We start from the raw sequence: 17,491 nt of genomic DNA on the forward strand, positions 1-17,491 counted from the left end.
GAATTTCCAGGATATTTTCCTGCTAAAAATAGAGTTAAGTTAATTGACCAGACAACATATTCCTCAAGATCTTATCGATCTGTTTGAGCATACTTTTGGTGCGGATTACCAGACAAAACTCGTTCAGGGCGATGATGAGCCAATATACCTGCCGGCAGATGAGCAGGTGCCTTATCATCAAATTGTGTTTGCCCATGGTTTTTATGCCAGCGCTTTTCATGAAATTTCTCACTGGTGTATTGCCGGTGAAGAGCGACGCAAACAGGTTGATTACGGCTACTGGTATTGCCCCGACGGTCGTGGTGCGGATAAACAGGCCGAGTTTGAAGTTGTGGAAATTAAACCTCAGGCGTTTGATTGGTTTTTTTGTGTCGCCTCGGGTTATCCGTTTAACGTGAGCTGCGATAATCTGGACGGTGATTTTCAGCCCGACCGCGTTGCTTTTCAGCGTAAGGTTCATGCTCAGGTATTAGATTATTTAGCTAATGGTATTCCTGAGCGCCCAGCTCGGTTTATTCAGGCCCTACAAGAGTTTTATCAGACCAAGCCGCTAGTTGCTGATGATTTTCCTTATCCGCAATACCCAACCGGCTGGTGTGTGTAATTTTAGCAATATTTTATTTTTTGAATCAATATATTGAGGAACCTGCATGATCGCAGAATTTGAAGAGTCCATTCTGGCGTTGATTGATAACAATGTTGAACATGCCAGTGATGATGAGCTGTTTGCCGGTGGCTATTTACGCGGTCATATTACCTTAGCGGCAGCCTTGGCTGAGGAGCAGGGGAAAACCACACTTGAGGATTTTGCTCACTTGATTGAACAGAGTTTGGCTGATGCGATTAAATTAGGGGAGCTTTCTCCGGTGGATCAGGTCTTAGTTTTTAACCTGTGGAAGACCTTGTTGCAACAAGTTTCAGCAGAAAAAAACTAAGTAATACTTAGAATTACTGGGTGGAATTTAGACGAAAACATTTTAGTTATCAATAACAAATAATGTAGCTTATTAAAGTATCTGAACCTTGATATGACAAATAGTGGTATCAACGGGACGGTACTTTTTTATTCATCAGCTCTGCAAGATTTAAGATGAATATAGGTTCATTAATCAAAACAATGGAGATGTTTTATGTCTAAAAAGACGTTAGGTATGTTGTTAGCCGGTTGTGCTTTAGCGATTAGCTGCAGTGCTTCTGCTGCTCAGTTGGGACCGTGGTTTAAAGCGGCATCGAGTTATAATGCCTTATGGGAACACTGTACGTGGAAACAATACCTGTACAATGATCAAGGCCAAGTTATTGGTTATGGTAAGAATGTTAAAAAAACATTTGGCTTCTTAAGAGGTTGCCCGAAGCCATAATCAATTCGATTTAGGCTCGATGGCGTGAATATACCGATGAATTAAACCAGCTAAGGCTGGTTTTTTTGTATTTATTACACGACAGTGATTCAACTTAAAGGCTGAACCTTCGGCTTTTTTCTTTACCGCTATAGCGGTGCCCCTTTTAACAGTTTCTTTATCCACTTGCGGTTCGGGCTTAACGCTTCCAGCAGGTCAGCCGTCATCGGTAAAGGCTCATCAAATATTTGACCTGCCAAAATTTCTGCCAGCAGTGGGGCGGAGCATAATCCTCGGGAACCCAACCCGGCGATTAAATACAGATCGGGCCATATCGGTGCTTGTTCAATACCTTCATGCTTTTTTACGCGGTGTTCGAGATGTTGGTAAACCTCGAGTAAGCGCGAATAATCAGGTAGAGCACCCAACAGCGGGAAATGATCTCTGACCGCGCTGCGGATACTGCATCGGGCGATGTTGTCGCTGATATCAACATGCTGTGGCCACGCAAGGTTTGGTAAACAGTTAATTAGACGCTGGCGGTTTTCTTCTTGTTCAGTCTGGCGATAGTCGGTTTGACCATCATCTCGCCCATGGCTGGCACCCAGACAGTGAAACTGACGTTGCTGATCTACCGGTGTCAGATAACCGTCGTAACACAAAACCTGTTGCAGTGAACTTAACTCGGGTGAGGTTGGTACCTGCGACACCTGCCCGCGAACGAGAGTAAGGGGCAGAGTTGCTGCTTGAGTGATATCGCTGACTTGATATCCCATAGCCAGAATAACCGTTGCATGCTGAACGGTCTTGCCATGTTTAAAGCTAAGCGACCAGCTTTGTTCCATTCGTTCTAGCTTGATTAGCTGAGATTGATAATAGGTTTTCATGCCTAAGGTTTCTGCATAGGCCAAGGCATTAGTCGTCAGTTGTAAAGGGGAGAGCCATCCTCCCATCGGGTAGTGAATGCCATCACAGCCGACGGGTAATCCACAGGCGGTTTCCGCCTCTGGTTGAGAAAAGCCGGTGACGATTTGAGGTAAAGGTTTTGATGCCAAAATAGCATCATTCCTACGTTTATTTTTTAGGTTATGGCCAAGTTGAATCACGCCACACCACCGATGATCAAAATCAATGTCTTTATTTAACAGACTGTCATAGGTTTGTCTGGCAAAAGTGAATGCCTGAGTAAAGAATTGGGTCAATGGCGAATTATCTTTGACCATCAGTGGATAGAGTACGCCCTGATGGTTGCCAGAAGCAGATTGCGCCGGAGCGGCATCAGCACAGTAAAGCGTCACTTTGGCACCACGACGCAATAACGATAGCGCCGTCATGGCCGAGGCTATGCCGCCGCCAATAATGGCAACATCCTGAGGATTATCTGCTGGTGGTCTGGCATACCAAGGGGCAGGGTGTGGTTGTTTGACTATTGTGTCGGCGTCTTTTATGCCAACCAGCATTTCTCGTTTATGGCCGAATCCTTTGATGCGTGAAACCTTAAATCCAGCGTCCTGTAGCCCACGACGGACAAATCCGGCGGCCGTAAAGGTAGCAAATGTCCCGTTATCGGCCGCAAGTTTAGCCATGTGGTTAAACAACAGCGGGGTCCACATATCCGGGTTTTTAGAAGGCGCAAAACCGTCAAGAAACCAAGCGTCGACTTTAGCGTGAATACTGTAATCTAATGTGGGCAATAACTGATTTACATCGCCAAACCATAAGTCCAGCATCACTTGCTCATTGTCCAGATACAAGCGATGACACCCTGCGGTTGCCAGAGGCCATATTTGACGTAATTCGGCACAGAGTTCAGCAAACTGTGGCCAAGTTTGTTGAACAGTGGTCAGGTCTTCGCGGGTTAAGGGATATTTTTCAAAGCTGATAAAGTGTAGTCGCTTTAATGCTGATTGTGGATTGGCCGTTTTAAAACGGCGAAAAGCGTCCCATAAGGTGATGAAATTTAATCCGGTACCAAATCCGGTTTCGGCAATAACGAAATGACTTTTAGAGTGAGTGCTAAATCTTTCCGGAATTTGGTTTCCGGTCAAAAACACGTATTTGGTTTCTTCCGGTCCATCCTGATTGGAAAAGTAAACATCATCAAACTCTCGGGAAACAGGTGTACCCTGTTCATTCCAGTTCAATGTTGCATGTCGAATTGATATCTCACCCACGTTAAAATACCGTCTGTTCAAGTACTAGAGTGATAATAATGATGAACGACTCGTAAAGAAATTAACATCTTTTGTTGCATATATTTTGCTGATCGGACTTGTTCAGCTTACAAGTGTAAGCTAATCTGTTAGGCAAATTCGCAATACAATAAAAAAGTAGAAAGAGGTAATAGATGAAACGTGCAGTTATCACCGGCTTAGGTGTTATTTCTAGTATCGGTAATAATAAACAAGAAGTCTTGGAGTCTTTAGAACTGGGACGTTCCGGTATTACCCATGCTCAGGAATTGCAAGATGCAGGCATGCGCAGTCATGTTTGGGGTAATATTAAACTGGATACTGCTGGATTAATTGACCGCAAAATTGCTCGTTTCATGAGTGATGCATCAATTTATGCTTATCTTTCTATGCAAGAAGCGATTAAAGACTCAGGATTAGCAGACGATCAGGTTTCTAACGACCGTACTGGCTTGGTTGTCGGTTCAGGTGGTGGTTCTCCACGCAGTCAGGTGGCGGGTGCTGATGGTATGCGCGCTCGCGGCTTACGTGGCGTAGGGCCATATATGGTGACCAAAGCGATGGCTTCAGGTGTTTCAGCATGTTTAGCCACACCTTTCAAAATTCGAGGCGTTAACTACACCATTAGTTCCGCTTGTGCCACTTCCGCACACTGTATTGGTCATGCCTTGGAACTGATTCAGTTAGGTAAACAGGATGTCGTCTTCGCCGGTGGTGGTGAAGAAATGTGCTGGGAACTTTCCTGTGAGTTTGATGCTATGGGTGCATTATCTACCCAATATAACGATACGCCGGAAAAAGCATCCCGTACTTATGATACCGACCGTGATGGTTTTGTTATCTCTGGCGGTGGCGGTATGGTTGTGGTTGAAGAACTGGAGCACGCTCTGGCTCGTGGCGCACATATCTATGCTGAAATTGTTGGTTACGGTGCGACGTCTGATGGTGCGGATATGGTTGCTCCTTCTGGTGAAGGTGCGGTTCGCTGTATGAAGATGGCAATGCAAGGTGTTGATACCCCAATTGATTACCTGAACGTCCATGGTACTTCTACGCCGGTTGGTGATGTGAAAGAACTGGGCGCTATTCGTGAAGTGTTTGGTGACAATACGCCAGCGATTTCATCTACTAAGGCAATGACGGGTCATGCGCTGGGTGCTGCCGGTGTTCATGAAGCTATCTATACGTTGTTAATGGTTGAAAATAGCTTTATCGCCCCTAGCATCAATATCGATAATTTAGATGAACAAGCTGCCGGTATGAATATCATTACTGAGACAACTCGCCGTGAGTTAACTACTGCGATGTCTAACAGTTTCGGCTTTGGTGGTACCAACGCCACGTTAGTGATGCGTAAATACAGCAAATAAGTTCTCGAAACTTTGTCTCTATAAACTGCCGGTGATTTGTGTCACTGGCAGTTTTTATTTTATAGCCTGGGGTAAAAACCAGCGTAGTATTCAGGTATCATAGACGGTATCTATTTAGCTATTTTGATTTAATTAAACACGCTTTCGGTTGCTGAAATTGACCGAAAGAAGGTTAAGCGTATCTATGTTTCTGAAAGAGAAAAAAACTTCAGTATTGCTACTGGTCATCTTATTGCTTATTGCAATGTTATCGATTCAAAGTGGTGCTTCGCTGGCGAAAAGCCTGTTCCCTATTGTGGGTGCCCAAGGCATGACGGCTCTGCGTCTGTTTTTGGGGACTATTATTCTGATGATCTTTTTACGCCCTTGGCGTAAGAGCAAAACTCGGATCCCTGCACCGGGAGCAAGATGGTGGCTGCTGGCCTATGGATTGTCCCTTGGTGGAATGAACTTACTGTTTTATATGTCCTTGAGAACGGTGCCGCTGGGAATTGCTGTAGCGCTGGAGTTTATTGGACCGCTGGCCGTAGCGATGTTTTCTTCTCGTCGTTTGGTGGATTTTCTGTGGGTTGGTTTAGTTATTGTCGGTTTAGGGTTATTGCTACCGCTAAATCAATCCGTTAATGGCGTAGATCCGGTGGGTGCCTGCTATGCGCTGGGTGCCGGGGTATTTTGGGCCCTATATATTGTATTTGGTCAACGGGCAGGCGCCAGCTACGGCACACGCTCCGTTGCGTTAGGGGCATTGGTTGCCACAATCATTGTTTTACCTGTTGGGGTTATTTATGCTGGCAGCGATTTGTTTTCGCTGTCAATACTGCCTGTCGCCATCGGTGTAGCAATACTGTCAACTGCGCTACCTTATTCATTAGAGATGGTTGCTTTAACGCGTTTACCAGCACAGACCTTTGGCACGCTGACCAGTTTAGAACCTGCAATGGGGGCGTTTTCTGGCCTGATTTTCCTGAATGAAACGCTGTCTTTTATGCAATGGATGGGACTGTTAGCGGTAATTATTGCTTCGATGGGGGCATCATTAACCATTAAGCCCAAGGCTAAGCTTGAATCGGTGAAGATTGATACTGAAAGCGTCCGTTGATGTTAATAGATCGCCACAATATTTTGACCGTCATCCCGGCGAAAGCTGTGATCTCGTTTAAGCCAAGCGTTGTTATTAATATAAAATGACCGGATAGATGGCGTAAAAGTGCTTAACAGATAAAATAGCCACCTAAAAGGTGGCTATTTTGTTATCCATTATCTTTACAGATTTTCCAACTGTTGCTGATACTGGCTTAAATCGCCCAGCGTTTGAGCCACCCACTCAGGATTGTAGTAGGTGTCCAGATAGCGTTCTCCGCTATCGCACAATAATGTCACAATAGCGCCTTTTTCACCGTTGTCACGCATACGCTTAGCCAACTGTAGTGCTCCCCAGACGTTAGTGCCTGTTGAAGCGCCGGTTTTGCGTCCTAAAATCTTTTCTAACCAAAGAATCGTGGCGATACTGGCGGCATCTGGAACCTGAATCATTTCCTCAATCACTGCAGGAATAAATGAGGGTTCTACTCGTGGACGGCCAATGCCTTCAATTCGGCTTCCGCAGTGGGTAGAGAGGGCACCATCTCCGGTTTGGAAATAGTCATAAAACACTGAGTTTTCTGGATCGACGACTATCAGTTTAGTGTCATATCCTTGATAGCGGATATAGCGCCCTAATGTGGCAGAGGTTCCGCCAGTGCCGGCACTCATCACAAGGTAATCGGGAACGGTATGTGGCTCACGCTGCATTTGACGGAAAATACTGTCGGCGATATTGTTATTACCACGCCAGTCGGTGGCCCGTTCGGCATAGGTAAATTGATCCATATAGTGACCGTTAAGCTCTGTTGCCAGGCGCTCAGAGGCGGCGTAGATTTCAGATGAATGCTTCACGAAATGGCAGCGCCCACCATAGAATTCGATTTGCTCTATCTTACGTTTTGCCGTGCAGTCGGGCATGACGGCAATAAAAGGCAATCCCAGCAAACGGGCAAAATAGGCCTCTGATACGGCGGTACTGCCGGATGAGGCTTCAATAATGGTGGTATCCTGTTTAATCCAACCATTAGACAGACCATATAAAAACAGTGAGCGAGCCAAACGGTGCTTTAGGCTACCAGTAGGATGAGTGCTTTCATCTTTCAGATAGAGATAGATACCGGGAAATTGGGCTAACTGAATGCGAATGAGATGGGTATCTGCGGAACGTTGGAAATCAGCTTCAATTTCACTGATGGCCTGTTTTACCCAATGGCGTGTCATATTTTTCTCCGGATCTGTGTGGTTAATCTGTGGCTTTAGACAATGGGTCTATACTGATAGACTAACGGTAATTTGAGAAAAAATTATTGCTATTTTTACTCTATATTTACTCAGTAATGGAAAAATTTTCTCCCGGGAGTGGTTGTGCTAGATAAAATTGACCGTAAACTACTGACCCTTTTGCAAAAAGACTGTACGCTGTCTTTACAGGCTCTGTCTGAAGAGGTGAATCTAACTTCTACTCCTTGCTGGAAACGATTAAAAAAGCTGGAGGATGATGGTTATATCCGCCAGAAGGTGGCATTGCTTGATGCCACAAAACTAGGGTTAAACCTAACGGCATTTGTGCTGATTAAAACCCAATGTCATAGCAGCGAATGGTATCAACATTTTGTTGATCGGGTTAATGCGATGCCGGAAGTCATGGCATTCTACCGGATGGCGGGAGAATATGATTATCTGATGCATGTGCAAGTAGCGGATATGAAAAGTTATGATAACTTTTATAAGCAGCTAGTGAATAGCGTTAGCGGATTAAGTGATGTGACCTCAAGTTTTTCGATGGAAGAGATAAAGCTGACGACCTGCTTACCCATAACCGAGTAATGCTTTCCGTTTTTCCAAATGAGAAATTGTTTCATTTAGTTCTGGTGAAGGTGCTATTCTACTTGGCTTATTAGTATCGGATTCAACCTGAAGCGGTGACGGATTAACCGCCTAACCACTGGATTATTATAGTGAAACTGTTTTCCCAATTGCGCTGGTTTTTTGTCCTTGAATGGAAACGTTATCTAGGTGCAGTGACACTTCTTATCGTTATTGCGATGCTGCAACTGCTGCCACCAAAACTGGTCGGCATTATTGTGGATGGAATTACTCATCAGCAGATGAGCGGTCGTACTCTATTACTGTGGATTAGCCTGATTGTAGGTACGGCTGTGGTGATTTATTTGCTGCGATATGTATGGCGTATCTTATTGTTTGGTGCCTCTTATCTACTCGCGGTTAAATTACGTAATAATTTCTATAATCAGCTTAGTCGCCAACACCCCAATTTTTATTTGCGTCACCGTACAGGTGACTTGATTGCTCGCGCAACGAATGATGTTGACCGAGTGGTATTTGCCGCGGGAGAAGGGGTGCTAACGCTGGTGGATTCCTTGGTAATGGGGTGTGCGGTACTCATTATCATGAGTATTGAAATCAGCTGGCAACTCACGCTGCTATCCCTACTGCCGATGCCCATTATGGCGATCTTTATCAAGCGCTATGGTGATGAACTGTATAATCGTTTTCGCGTGGCTCAGGCCGCGTTCTCTTTATTAAACGATCGTACTCAGGAAAGCTTAACCAGTATCCGGATGATTAAAGCCTTTGGGTTAGAAAATTATCAATCAAAACTATTTTCTGACGTAGCCATCGATGCTGGTAATAAGAACATGCATGTGGCGAAAGTGGATGCCCGCTTTGATCCAACTATTTATCTGGCGGTTGCCTGTGCCAATATGCTGGCAATCGGGGGCGGAAGCTGGATGGTGATTAATAACCAACTGACGCTAGGACAGCTAACCAGCTTTGTGATGTATTTAGGGTTGATGATTTGGCCTATGCTGGCGCTGGCGTGGATGTTTAATATTGTTGAACGCGGTAGCGCTGCCTATAGCCGCATATCCAGTTTGTTAACAGAAGCCCCAGAAGTGGTCGATGGTGAACTGTCTTTGCCTCCAGGGCGTGGAGTGCTGGAACTCAATATTATTCGCTTTGATTATCCACCGGCGGAAAAACCGGTATTGGAAAATATTCAGGCTCGTTTGGAACCGGGAAAAACTCTGGGGTTATGTGGCCCCACTGGTTCAGGCAAGAGTACGTTGCTGGCGCTGATTCAACGTCAGTTCGATGTAACGCAAGGTGAAATTTGCTACCACTCGCTGCCTCTTAGCCAAATTAAACTGGATGAATGGCGGGCACGAATGTCGGTCGTCAGTCAAATGCCGTTCCTGTTTTCTGCCACTATTGCTGAAAATATTGCCTTGGGTAACCCATCGGTATCACAAGATGAGATCGAACGCGCGGCAGCACTGGCCTGCGTTCATGAAGATATTTTGAATTTGTCTCAAGGCTATCAGACTGAAGTTGGAGAGCGGGGCGTGATGTTGTCAGGTGGTCAGAAACAGCGGATAGCTATTGCCAGAGCGCTACTGATGGAAAGTGAAATTCTGATTCTGGATGATGCTTTATCTGCCGTTGACGGGCGTACCGAATATCAAATTTTGCAAAATTTACGCGGCTGGGGACAAAATCGTACGCTGATTATCAGCGCCCATCGGCTTTCCGGACTATTGCATGCCAGTGAAATACTGGTGTTGCAGGATGGCAAAGTGGCCCAGCGAGGCACGCATTCTGAACTGGCTGAACAGATGGGATGGTATCGTAATATGTATCGTTATCAGCAATTGGAAGCGGCACTGGATGAGTGATATGAATACGGATAGCAATCATAAATTCCGCCAGCTTTGGCCGACGTTAAAACGTTTACTTTCCTATGGCTTACCTTATCGACGTCCATTGACGTTGGCGGCGATATTACTGTGGTTAGCGGCTGGGGCTGAGGTATGTGGCCCGGTCTTGATCAGCTATTTTATCGATAATATGGTGGCCAAAAACAGTATGCCGACCGGTAAAGTTATCGGGTTAGCGGTGGTGTTTCTACTGTTACAAATTTTGGCGGCTACCCTGCGCTATAATCAGGCGTTGTTGTTTAATCGTGCCTCAGTAGGGGTTGTTCAGACGATTCGTAGCGATGTCATGGATGCGGCACTTAAACAGCCAATCGCGGTGTTTGATACACAGCCGGTTGGTCAACTAATCTCAAAAGTGACCAACGATACCGAAGTAATTAAAGATCTCTATGTGACGGTTGTTGCCACAGTATTGCGTAGTGCCGCGTTAATCAGCGCGATGCTGATTGCGATGTTTAGCCTGAACTGGCGGATGGCATTGGTGGCAATGATGATGTTCCCGGTTGTATTGATTCTGATGGGACTTTATCAACGTCACAGTACTCCTATTATTCGTCAGGTACGAAGCCTGTTAGCGGATATTAATAACGGTTTTAACGAGGCTATCAGCGGGATGGTTGTTTTACAGCAGTTTCGCCAGCAGGGGCGTTTTGGCGAGAAGCTTGGAGAGACAAGCCATGTGCATTATTTGATGCGCCTTAAGACGTTAAGGCTGGAAAGTCTACTATTGCGACCATTGCTGAGTTTAATTTCTGCGCTGGTGCTAAGTGGTTTATTGATGCTGTTTGGCTTCAGTCAGGAAGGGGCCATTGGTGTTGGCGTGCTGTATGCCTTTATTAACTATTTATCCCGATTAAATGAGCCATTAATCGAATTGGCATCTCAGCAGGCCATGTTACAGCAGGCGGTGGTAGCGGGTGAGCGAATTTTTGAACTGATGGATGGCGAGCAGCAGCAGTATGGTGATGATCTTCGTCCATTGGCTTCAGGTAAGGTAGAGATTAATCATGTGGACTTCGCTTACAACCCGTCTAAGACGGTGTTGAAAGATATTAATCTACAGGTTCCATCGCGTCATTTTATTGCGTTAGTGGGGCATACCGGGAGCGGTAAAAGTACGCTGGCGAATTTGCTGATGGGGTATTATCCCTTGGTTAGCGGCGAGATTTATCTTGACGATCGTCCCTTGAAAACGCTGAGCCATCAGGTATTACGTAGTGGTGTCGCCATGGTGCAGCAAGATCCCGTGGTGTTGGCGGATACGGTATATGCCAATATTGCTTTGGGTCGTGATATCAGTGAAGAACAAGTCTGGCAGGCGTTACAGATTTCTCAGTTAGAACCGCTGGTAAAAGAGATGCCTAAGGGCATTCATACTGTATTTGGTGAACAGGGTAATAACCTATCCGTAGGGCAGAAGCAATTGTTGGCGTTAGCCAGAGTGCTGGTTCAAACACCGCAAATCCTGATATTGGATGAGGCCACGGCGAATATAGATTCCGGAACTGAGCAGGCAATCCACCGTGCATTAAGTGCCATTCGTCATAAAACGACGCTGGTTGTGATTGCCCATCGTCTTTCAACCATTGTGGATGCCGATCAAATTGTAGTACTCAACCGAGGTGAAATTGTTGAGTCAGGCAATCATCAGCAGTTGCTGGCGCAAAAGGGACGTTATTATCAGATGCATCAATTGCAGTTGGCCGCTACGGAGTTGGAAGCGCCTCTCTGATTTTTTTATCTATTTTTTTCAATTTTCCCCGGCTCTATTGAGCCGGAAATATTGTGCTATGCCCTATTGGGAATGCAAAACAATATCATTACTCTTTTGTTAATGTATTGTTGTGATTTCGATCCACTGTTTTTGGATTTTGACAATCTGAGTTTAAATTAAAATCATCGACAAATTATTAATGTATTTACAATTCATATAATAAAGACTCATCGAATAACGTTTATTTTTTTCTTTATAAATCATCAGATAACATTTTTCAATTTTTACTCTTATTAGAAAAATGAGGCGCTTAATAATGTGATTAGACCAGTTATTTTATAACAATATTGTTAAGGGGAAATATTGTTATTAATTGAATCTATTTATATTTTTTATCTTAACTTGAAAACAAAATATTATTTTTTCTTGTTACACTTAATTTACAATCCAATTACTCAGGTCTTACGATCGCTGACAGAATTCGGTCTAGTATCTACTTCAGATTTAACAGAAACGTTATGTGAAGCTAAATCAAATTAGCATTCGGTCTATCACTGCATGCTGAATATTAAACGCAATGTAAGTTAACAATCCTGAGGATATACCAAATGAAAAAATTATTACCTTTAGCAATCGCTTCAATGTTCGTACTTTCTGGTTCTGTATTCGCTGCTGAGACAACTGCTGCTCCGGTTAAAACTGAAGCTCAGCCAGTTTCAGCTACGCAACACAAAGCAGGTGAAAAAGCTAAGCAGCATAAAAAGCATGTAACAGCTAAGTCAGAAACTAAACAGCCAGCTAAAGACGCTGCTGCTAAGTAATTAGAATCATTAACTGATATCCAAGGTGTACCAAATGAAAAAATTACTTCCGTTGGCCGTAGCCGCAATGTTTGTTCTGTCTGGATCAGCATTTGCTGCTAGCACAGCTACACAACCCGTTAAAGATGTACAACACGCATCGGTTACTAAACATAAAACTGCTCATAAAGCTAAACAGCATAAAAAGCAGGTTAAAGCTAAATCAGAAAGCCAACAGCCGGCTGGTACTCCGTCAGCTTAATATCAGGTTTGTTTATTGCGTAATAAAAACCCCGGTCTCGGGGTTTTTGCATTTTAGCTTGGTAAAAAAGGATTATCGTTGAGTGAATTGAAAATCGTTGCATCATAATTTATCTATTAAGCACTATTTTAGTGCGTAACGATGTTTAATGAATTTGGTTTATGATTTATTCAACGTCATAGTTATCTAACCCGTAAAATAATACCTGAGTGTTTATTTTTTCATTTCGCAACGTTAAGTCAGCTTTCCACTTTAGTGATATACCATCATTGCCTGAAATATCAGCATGGCACAAGATTATTTCCCTCGATCACTCTCCAATTTAAGCCGCAATTTATTTATTCGATCTACTCTTTTTAATTAAAACGAACATTTTTTTATATATTGGCATGTAACTTGCTTTTGCATGTTTGTTAGCTATTTGTCAGTAAATTGTTTTTAACCGTTGGTTTGAATCTGAGGAGAGGCATATGAAACTGGTCACGGTGGTGATTAAACCCTTCAAGTTAGAAGATGTACGCGAAGCCTTATCTTCAATAGGCATTCAGGGATTAACGGTTACTGAGGTGAAAGGATTTGGGCGACAAAAGGGGCATGCTGAGCTTTACCGCGGTGCCGAGTACAGTGTGAATTTTTTACCCAAGATGAAGATAGACATCGCGATGTCTGACGATCAAGTTGAAGGCGCAATAGAGGCCATCACCCAGTCAGCCTACACCGGGAAAATTGGCGATGGAAAAATATTTGTGACCGAGTTGCAACGGGTCGTTCGTATCCGCACCGGTGAAACTGATGAAGACGCGCTGTAATTCACTTATAGACTCAATTTTGGAAAGGATGGAATAACATGAAAAGATTTTTATCCACAGTGATGCTGAGTGCATCGGCCATATTTCCAGAAGTGACCATGGCGGCTGAAAATGTAGCCGATAAGGCTGACAACGGTTTTATGATGATCAGTACTGCATTAGTACTGTTTATGTGTATTCCAGGTATCGCCCTGTTTTATGGTGGTTTATTACGTTCAAAAAACGTGCTTTCTCTGTTAACTCAAGTGATGGCTACTTTCTCTTTAGTCAGCGTACTTTGGGTGATTTACGGTTATAGCTTGGCCTTTGGTGTGGGAAATGATTTTTTCGGTAATTTCAACGGACTATTGTTGAAAGATATCCACCTGACGGACGTAACCGGCACATTTTATAAACTCATTCACGTGGCTTTTCAGGGATCGTTTGCCTGCATTACCGTGGGATTAATCGTTGGTGGTTTTGCCGAACGAATCCGTTTTTCTGCGGTTATGCTGTTTGTATTTATATGGTTTACGTTGGCTTATTTACCGATGGCTCATATGGTCTGGGGCGGTGGATACCTATTTAAACTGGGCGCCATTGATTTTGCCGGTGGAACAGTAGTGCATATCAATGCGGCAATTGCGGCGTTGGAGGGTGCTTATATGCTGGGTAAACGTAGTGGCTTTGGGCGTGAGGCATTTAAGCCCCATAACTTGCCGATGGTTTTTATTGGGGCGGCTATTCTATACGTTGGTTGGTTTGGTTTTAACGCGGGCTCAGCCAGCGGGGCTAATGAAATTGCCGCTTTGGCATTTATTAATACCCTATCAGCAACGGCAGGTGCGGTATTGTCATGGTTAATGGCTGAATGGATGCTTAGAGGTAAGCCTTCACTTTTGGGAGCCTGCTCTGGTTGTATTGCGGGCTTAGTAGCTATTACGCCTGCTGCGGGGTCTGTCAGTATTGGGGGCGCGCTAATACTGGGGATTATTGCAGGTGTTGCCGGACTTTGGGGAGTTGTGGTTCTTAAGTCATGGTTGAAAGTAGATGACACCTGTGATGTGTTCGGAGTACACGGAGTTTGTGGCATTGTTGGCTGTATCGGTACCGGTATTTTAACCTCGGCTAGCTTAGGTGGGACGGGTTATGCTGAAGGTGTGACCATGCTAAAACAGGTCGGTATTCAGGCTGCCAGTATCGGTGTCTGCTTACTCTGGTCGGGGCTGGTGGCTTACGTTGCTTATAAAATGGCTGATTACTGGCTTGGTTTACGGGTACCGGAAGAAGTGGAACGTGAAGGACTGGATGTGAATAGCCACGGTGAGAGTGCCTATAACCAATAATCTGTCGCTCATTAGGTTAACAATAAAAAAGACGGCTTATGCCGTCTTTTTTACGAACATCAACTTATTAGGCAAACAGCGTGTAAAGAATCGCTGAAATGGCTATTAGTCCCATGATGACAACAAAGATATTGCTGAAATGGCCGCGATATTTTTGCATAGCAGGGATTTTATGAATGGCATACATCGGCATGATAAACAGAATCATAGCGATAACTGGGCCACCCAAGGTTTCGATAATACCCAGAATACTTGGATTTAACGTAGCGATAATCCAACAAGTAATAATCATGAAGACCGCGGTGATTTGCTCTAATCTCTTGACCTTAACGGGTTTACCTTTGGAACGCAGAGACTTAACCATTAGTCCTTGCATACCTTCGCTCGCGCCAAGGTAATGACCCAGAAATGATTTAGTGATAGCTACAAATGCAATAACCGGAGCAACATACTCAATTAATGGCGTTTGGAAGTGGTTTGCCAGATAAGATAGAATAGAAATATTCTGAGCTTTAGCTTCAGCCAGATTAGCCGGGCTCAGACTTAATACACAGCTAAATACAAAGAACATGACGGTAAATACCATCATCATATGGGCATAGCGCAAGATTCTGCCACTTTTCTCATCTGCATTTTTACCGTAGGTTTCTTTTTGGCTAACGGCAAAAGAGGAGATGATAGGGGAGTGGTTAAAGGAGAACACCATGGTTGGAATGATCAGCCATAAGGTTAACAGTAATCCTTTAATACTGGCAGCATCAAAAGTGGTATTCGCCTGCTCAAAGATTGCGCCACTCCACTGTGGAATCAGATATAAAGCCAGCAGCATAAGCACGACGACAAATGGATAAACCAGAATACTCATGGCTTTTACTATCATATCGCGACCGAAGTGAACAATCGTCATCAGACCAAGAATCAGGATGATTGACAATAACCAGCGCGGTGGTGCGGTCATACCCATTTGAACTTCGATAAAGCTGATGGTGGTATTGGTAATACCCACACTATAGACCAACAGAATAGGATAAATAGCCAGGAAATACAGTAAGGTAATTAATGCACCAGCAAATTTGCCAAAGTGTTCTTCTACCACCTCAGTGATATCACCACCTCGGGATGAACCGGATAATACAAATCGGGTTAATGCGCGGTGAGAAAAGTAAGTCATTGGAAAGGCAATGATCAGCATAATCATCAATGGCCATATGCCACCTAAACCAGCATTGATGGGCAGAAAAAGCACACCGGCGCCGATAGCCGTACCATAGAGACCCAACATCCACGTTGTATCTTGTTTTTGCCATGTTGATGCCTGAAGTTTTGAATCTGTATCCGGCATCGATACTGAGATGTCTTTGACCGACATTGATAACCCTCATCTGAGAAAAATAGAATATTGAAGCGTGCGTATTCTAGGGGGAGTTTCCATCAGAAGATATGCATTAGATCACAAATTTAGCACTTTAGTCGGTGGTTTGGGGTTGGATATAGAGTAATAGTTTATTATTTCAGGAAATATTGCTGGGATATTTTTGATTATATTTCATCCAGGGTATAAAAGGCTGCTGAAAATAGAATGGGGTTAGTTAAGTTTTATAGCAGCGAAAGTTTCGTCCACTATCAATACAGAGAATAAATTAATGTTGATGCACGTGGCCGAGCAGAGGGCGTTAGGGTTAACGCACCGGCGCTGATTTGCTCCCGGCAAAGCAGCGCCTCGCCCATCATCCTTGATGGGCGTGCTCCCTCACTCAGTTGTCGGCTGAATTCCAGCGCTCAATAGAAAGGGCGAAAGATAAAATTCACTTTTCGTATTTTCTTAACTAATCAGAATGATGCTAAAAGCATTCTTTTTAATTTATTGCTATTAATCATTATGATAACGGATCACGCCTTCCTGGGATGTTGAGGCGACGAGCAGACCATCTTGAGTAAAGAACTGACCGCGAACAAAACCACGAGCACCTGATGCTGAAGGGCTTTCCACTGAGTAAAGTAGCCAGTCATCCAGTCGGAATGAACGGTGGAACCAAATAGAATGGTCAATGGTTGCTACCTGCATACCCGGCTGTAGCAGGGCTACCCCGTGCGGCTGTAAAGCGGTGGGTAAAAAATTAAAGTCAGAGGCATAGCCCAGTAAATATTTATGAATGCCGGGGTCGTCAGGCATTTGACCGTTCGCCCTCAACCAGACATAGCGTACTGGCTCGTCAATGTCGGCCTGAAGTAAGTTGTGGAATTTTACCGGACGCATCTCAATCGGCATTTCATTACAGAAAATATTCTTCATGGGTGCCGGTAGGAGATGGGCTACTTTTTTAGCGATATCAGTTTCTGAAGGTAAAGTGTCTGGTTTAGGGACGACGGGCATGATTGCCGCCTGATGATTGAAACCTTGTTCATAGCTTTGATAAGAAGCGGTCATATAAAAAATGGTTTGGCCGTTTTGCAAGGCGCTCACGCGGCGGGTGCTGAAGCTATGCCCGTCACGAATAATCTCCACTTCGTACTCTACCGGCTGATGACTATCGCCAGGACGCAGGAAATAGCTGTGGCAGGAATGAGCATTTCTTTCCGGTGGCACCGTTTGTTTAGCTGCGGATAGCGCTTGACCAACAACCTGACCACCAAAAAGCTGCCTTAAGCCCAGATTTTGGCTTTGTCCGCGAAATCGGTTAGTGCCAATTTTTTCCAGATGGAGTAATGCCAGTAAATTCTGTAAAACTTCGCTCATTGTGCGAGGATCCTGTTCGATAATATATGGGTATTGATGCACCATATCATAAGCGGTTGGGCTCTATTTGTGCCAGTAATGCGTGGAGAGGGAAATTTATTAGAATATTTAATGACTTG

Annotated in this window: 16 protein-coding genes; 12 read left to right on the forward strand and 4 right to left on the reverse strand. The window is 44.3% G+C overall.

Features of this window, described 5'->3' with window-relative positions; translation table 11 throughout:
• Positions 1-43: 43 nt before the first annotated feature.
• From BMZ28_RS03545 to BMZ28_RS03555, 3 genes are all read left to right on the forward strand, one after another.
• Positions 44-604: an elongation factor P hydroxylase gene (locus BMZ28_RS03545; RefSeq protein ID WP_047780417.1), complete on the forward strand. Its 561-nt coding sequence runs from the start codon at positions 44-46 to the stop codon at positions 602-604.
• 46 nt (positions 605-650) lie between these two features.
• Positions 651-935, forward strand: a complete 285-nt coding sequence (locus tag BMZ28_RS03550) for a YfcL family protein (RefSeq protein ID WP_047780418.1) — start codon at positions 651-653, stop codon at positions 933-935.
• A 195-nt stretch (positions 936-1,130) separates the two neighbouring features.
• Positions 1,131-1,361 carry a hypothetical protein gene (locus BMZ28_RS03555; protein ID WP_047780419.1) on the forward strand — a complete coding sequence of 77 codons (231 nt, stop codon included), beginning with the start codon at positions 1,131-1,133 and terminating at the stop codon, positions 1,359-1,361.
• 128 nt (positions 1,362-1,489) lie between these two features.
• On the opposite strand, the gene mnmC is transcribed toward BMZ28_RS03555, so the two are convergent.
• The gene (gene mnmC / locus BMZ28_RS03560) at positions 1,490-3,514 is read right to left on the reverse strand and encodes a bifunctional tRNA (5-methylaminomethyl-2-thiouridine)(34)-methyltransferase MnmC2/FAD-dependent 5-carboxymethylaminomethyl-2-thiouridine(34) oxidoreductase MnmC1 (RefSeq protein WP_074820739.1); all 2,025 of its coding nucleotides are present in this window, start codon (positions 3,512-3,514) and stop codon (positions 1,490-1,492) included.
• Between the two features lie 173 nt (positions 3,515-3,687).
• On the opposite strand from mnmC, the gene fabB reads away from it, so the two are divergent.
• Positions 3,688-4,902 (forward strand): beta-ketoacyl-ACP synthase I, encoded by a 1,215-nt coding sequence (fabB, locus tag BMZ28_RS03565; RefSeq protein WP_047780422.1) that lies wholly within the window; start codon positions 3,688-3,690, stop codon positions 4,900-4,902.
• A 184-nt stretch (positions 4,903-5,086) separates the two neighbouring features.
• Complete coding sequence (rhtA, locus tag BMZ28_RS03570) at positions 5,087-6,001, forward strand: threonine/homoserine exporter RhtA (RefSeq protein WP_074820741.1); 915 nt, start codon at positions 5,087-5,089, stop codon at positions 5,999-6,001.
• Between the two features lie 164 nt (positions 6,002-6,165).
• On the opposite strand, the gene BMZ28_RS03575 is transcribed toward rhtA, so the two are convergent.
• Complete coding sequence (locus tag BMZ28_RS03575; RefSeq protein WP_074820743.1) at positions 6,166-7,206, reverse strand: PLP-dependent cysteine synthase family protein; 1,041 nt, start codon at positions 7,204-7,206, stop codon at positions 6,166-6,168.
• Between the two features lie 144 nt (positions 7,207-7,350).
• Here BMZ28_RS03575 and BMZ28_RS03580 point away from each other — a divergent pair, with 144 nt between their 5' ends.
• From BMZ28_RS03580 to amtB, 7 genes are all read left to right on the forward strand, one after another.
• Positions 7,351-7,812 (forward strand): Lrp/AsnC family transcriptional regulator, encoded by a 462-nt coding sequence (locus BMZ28_RS03580; RefSeq protein WP_047782544.1) that lies wholly within the window; start codon positions 7,351-7,353, stop codon positions 7,810-7,812.
• Positions 7,813-7,943: 131 nt separating this feature from the next.
• Positions 7,944-9,683 carry a SmdA family multidrug ABC transporter permease/ATP-binding protein gene (locus tag BMZ28_RS03585; RefSeq protein ID WP_074820745.1) on the forward strand — a complete coding sequence of 580 codons (1,740 nt, stop codon included), beginning with the start codon at positions 7,944-7,946 and terminating at the stop codon, positions 9,681-9,683.
• 1 nt (position 9,684) lies between these two features.
• Complete coding sequence (locus tag BMZ28_RS03590; protein ID WP_074820747.1) at positions 9,685-11,457, forward strand: SmdB family multidrug efflux ABC transporter permease/ATP-binding protein; 1,773 nt, start codon at positions 9,685-9,687, stop codon at positions 11,455-11,457.
• A 590-nt stretch (positions 11,458-12,047) separates the two neighbouring features.
• Positions 12,048-12,260: a hypothetical protein gene (locus tag BMZ28_RS03595; RefSeq protein ID WP_074820748.1), complete on the forward strand. Its 213-nt coding sequence runs from the start codon at positions 12,048-12,050 to the stop codon at positions 12,258-12,260.
• Between the two features lie 34 nt (positions 12,261-12,294).
• Positions 12,295-12,501: a hypothetical protein gene (locus BMZ28_RS03600; RefSeq protein WP_074820749.1), complete on the forward strand. Its 207-nt coding sequence runs from the start codon at positions 12,295-12,297 to the stop codon at positions 12,499-12,501.
• Between the two features lie 470 nt (positions 12,502-12,971).
• Entirely contained in the window at positions 12,972-13,310 is a 339-nt protein-coding gene (glnK, locus tag BMZ28_RS03605) for a P-II family nitrogen regulator (RefSeq protein WP_074820751.1), read from the forward strand.
• Positions 13,311-13,348: 38 nt separating this feature from the next.
• On the forward strand, positions 13,349-14,635 hold the full coding sequence (amtB, locus tag BMZ28_RS03610) for an ammonium transporter AmtB (RefSeq protein WP_074820753.1): 1,287 nt from the start codon (positions 13,349-13,351) through the stop codon (positions 14,633-14,635).
• Positions 14,636-14,702: 67 nt separating this feature from the next.
• Here the strand turns inward: amtB and BMZ28_RS03615 are convergent, their stop codons facing one another.
• Positions 14,703-16,004: a serine/threonine transporter gene (locus tag BMZ28_RS03615; RefSeq protein ID WP_083399628.1), complete on the reverse strand. Its 1,302-nt coding sequence runs from the start codon at positions 16,002-16,004 to the stop codon at positions 14,703-14,705.
• Between the two features lie 501 nt (positions 16,005-16,505).
• Positions 16,506-17,372 (reverse strand): acyl-CoA thioesterase II, encoded by an 867-nt coding sequence (gene tesB, locus BMZ28_RS03620; protein WP_047780432.1) that lies wholly within the window; start codon positions 17,370-17,372, stop codon positions 16,506-16,508.
• Between the last annotated feature and the right edge of the window lie 119 nt (positions 17,373-17,491).

The organism is Pragia fontium DSM 5563 = ATCC 49100 (genome assembly GCF_900112475.1).
Classification (GTDB): Bacteria; Pseudomonadota; Gammaproteobacteria; order Enterobacterales; family Enterobacteriaceae; genus Pragia; species Pragia fontium.

Bases quoted from the DNA above. Each gene is read 5' to 3' on its own strand.
- amtB (WP_074820753.1), top strand. From the start codon at position 13,349: ATGAAAAGATTTTTATCCACAGTGATGCTGAGTGCATCGGCCATATTT.
- BMZ28_RS03555 (WP_047780419.1), top strand. From the start codon at position 1,131: ATGTCTAAAAAGACGTTAGGTATGTTGTTAGCCGGTTGTGCTTTAGCG.
- glnK (WP_074820751.1), top strand. From the start codon at position 12,972: ATGAAACTGGTCACGGTGGTGATTAAACCCTTCAAGTTAGAAGATGTA.
- tesB (WP_047780432.1), bottom strand. From the start codon at position 17,372: ATGAGCGAAGTTTTACAGAATTTACTGGCATTACTCCATCTGGAAAAA.
- BMZ28_RS03595 (WP_074820748.1), top strand. From the start codon at position 12,048: ATGAAAAAATTATTACCTTTAGCAATCGCTTCAATGTTCGTACTTTCT.
- BMZ28_RS03600 (WP_074820749.1), top strand. From the start codon at position 12,295: ATGAAAAAATTACTTCCGTTGGCCGTAGCCGCAATGTTTGTTCTGTCT.
- BMZ28_RS03590 (WP_074820747.1), top strand. From the start codon at position 9,685: ATGAATACGGATAGCAATCATAAATTCCGCCAGCTTTGGCCGACGTTA.
- fabB (WP_047780422.1), top strand. From the start codon at position 3,688: ATGAAACGTGCAGTTATCACCGGCTTAGGTGTTATTTCTAGTATCGGT.
- rhtA (WP_074820741.1), top strand. From the start codon at position 5,087: ATGTTTCTGAAAGAGAAAAAAACTTCAGTATTGCTACTGGTCATCTTA.
- BMZ28_RS03550 (WP_047780418.1), top strand. From the start codon at position 651: ATGATCGCAGAATTTGAAGAGTCCATTCTGGCGTTGATTGATAACAAT.
- BMZ28_RS03615 (WP_083399628.1), bottom strand. From the start codon at position 16,004: ATGTCGGTCAAAGACATCTCAGTATCGATGCCGGATACAGATTCAAAA.
- BMZ28_RS03575 (WP_074820743.1), bottom strand. From the start codon at position 7,206: ATGACACGCCATTGGGTAAAACAGGCCATCAGTGAAATTGAAGCTGAT.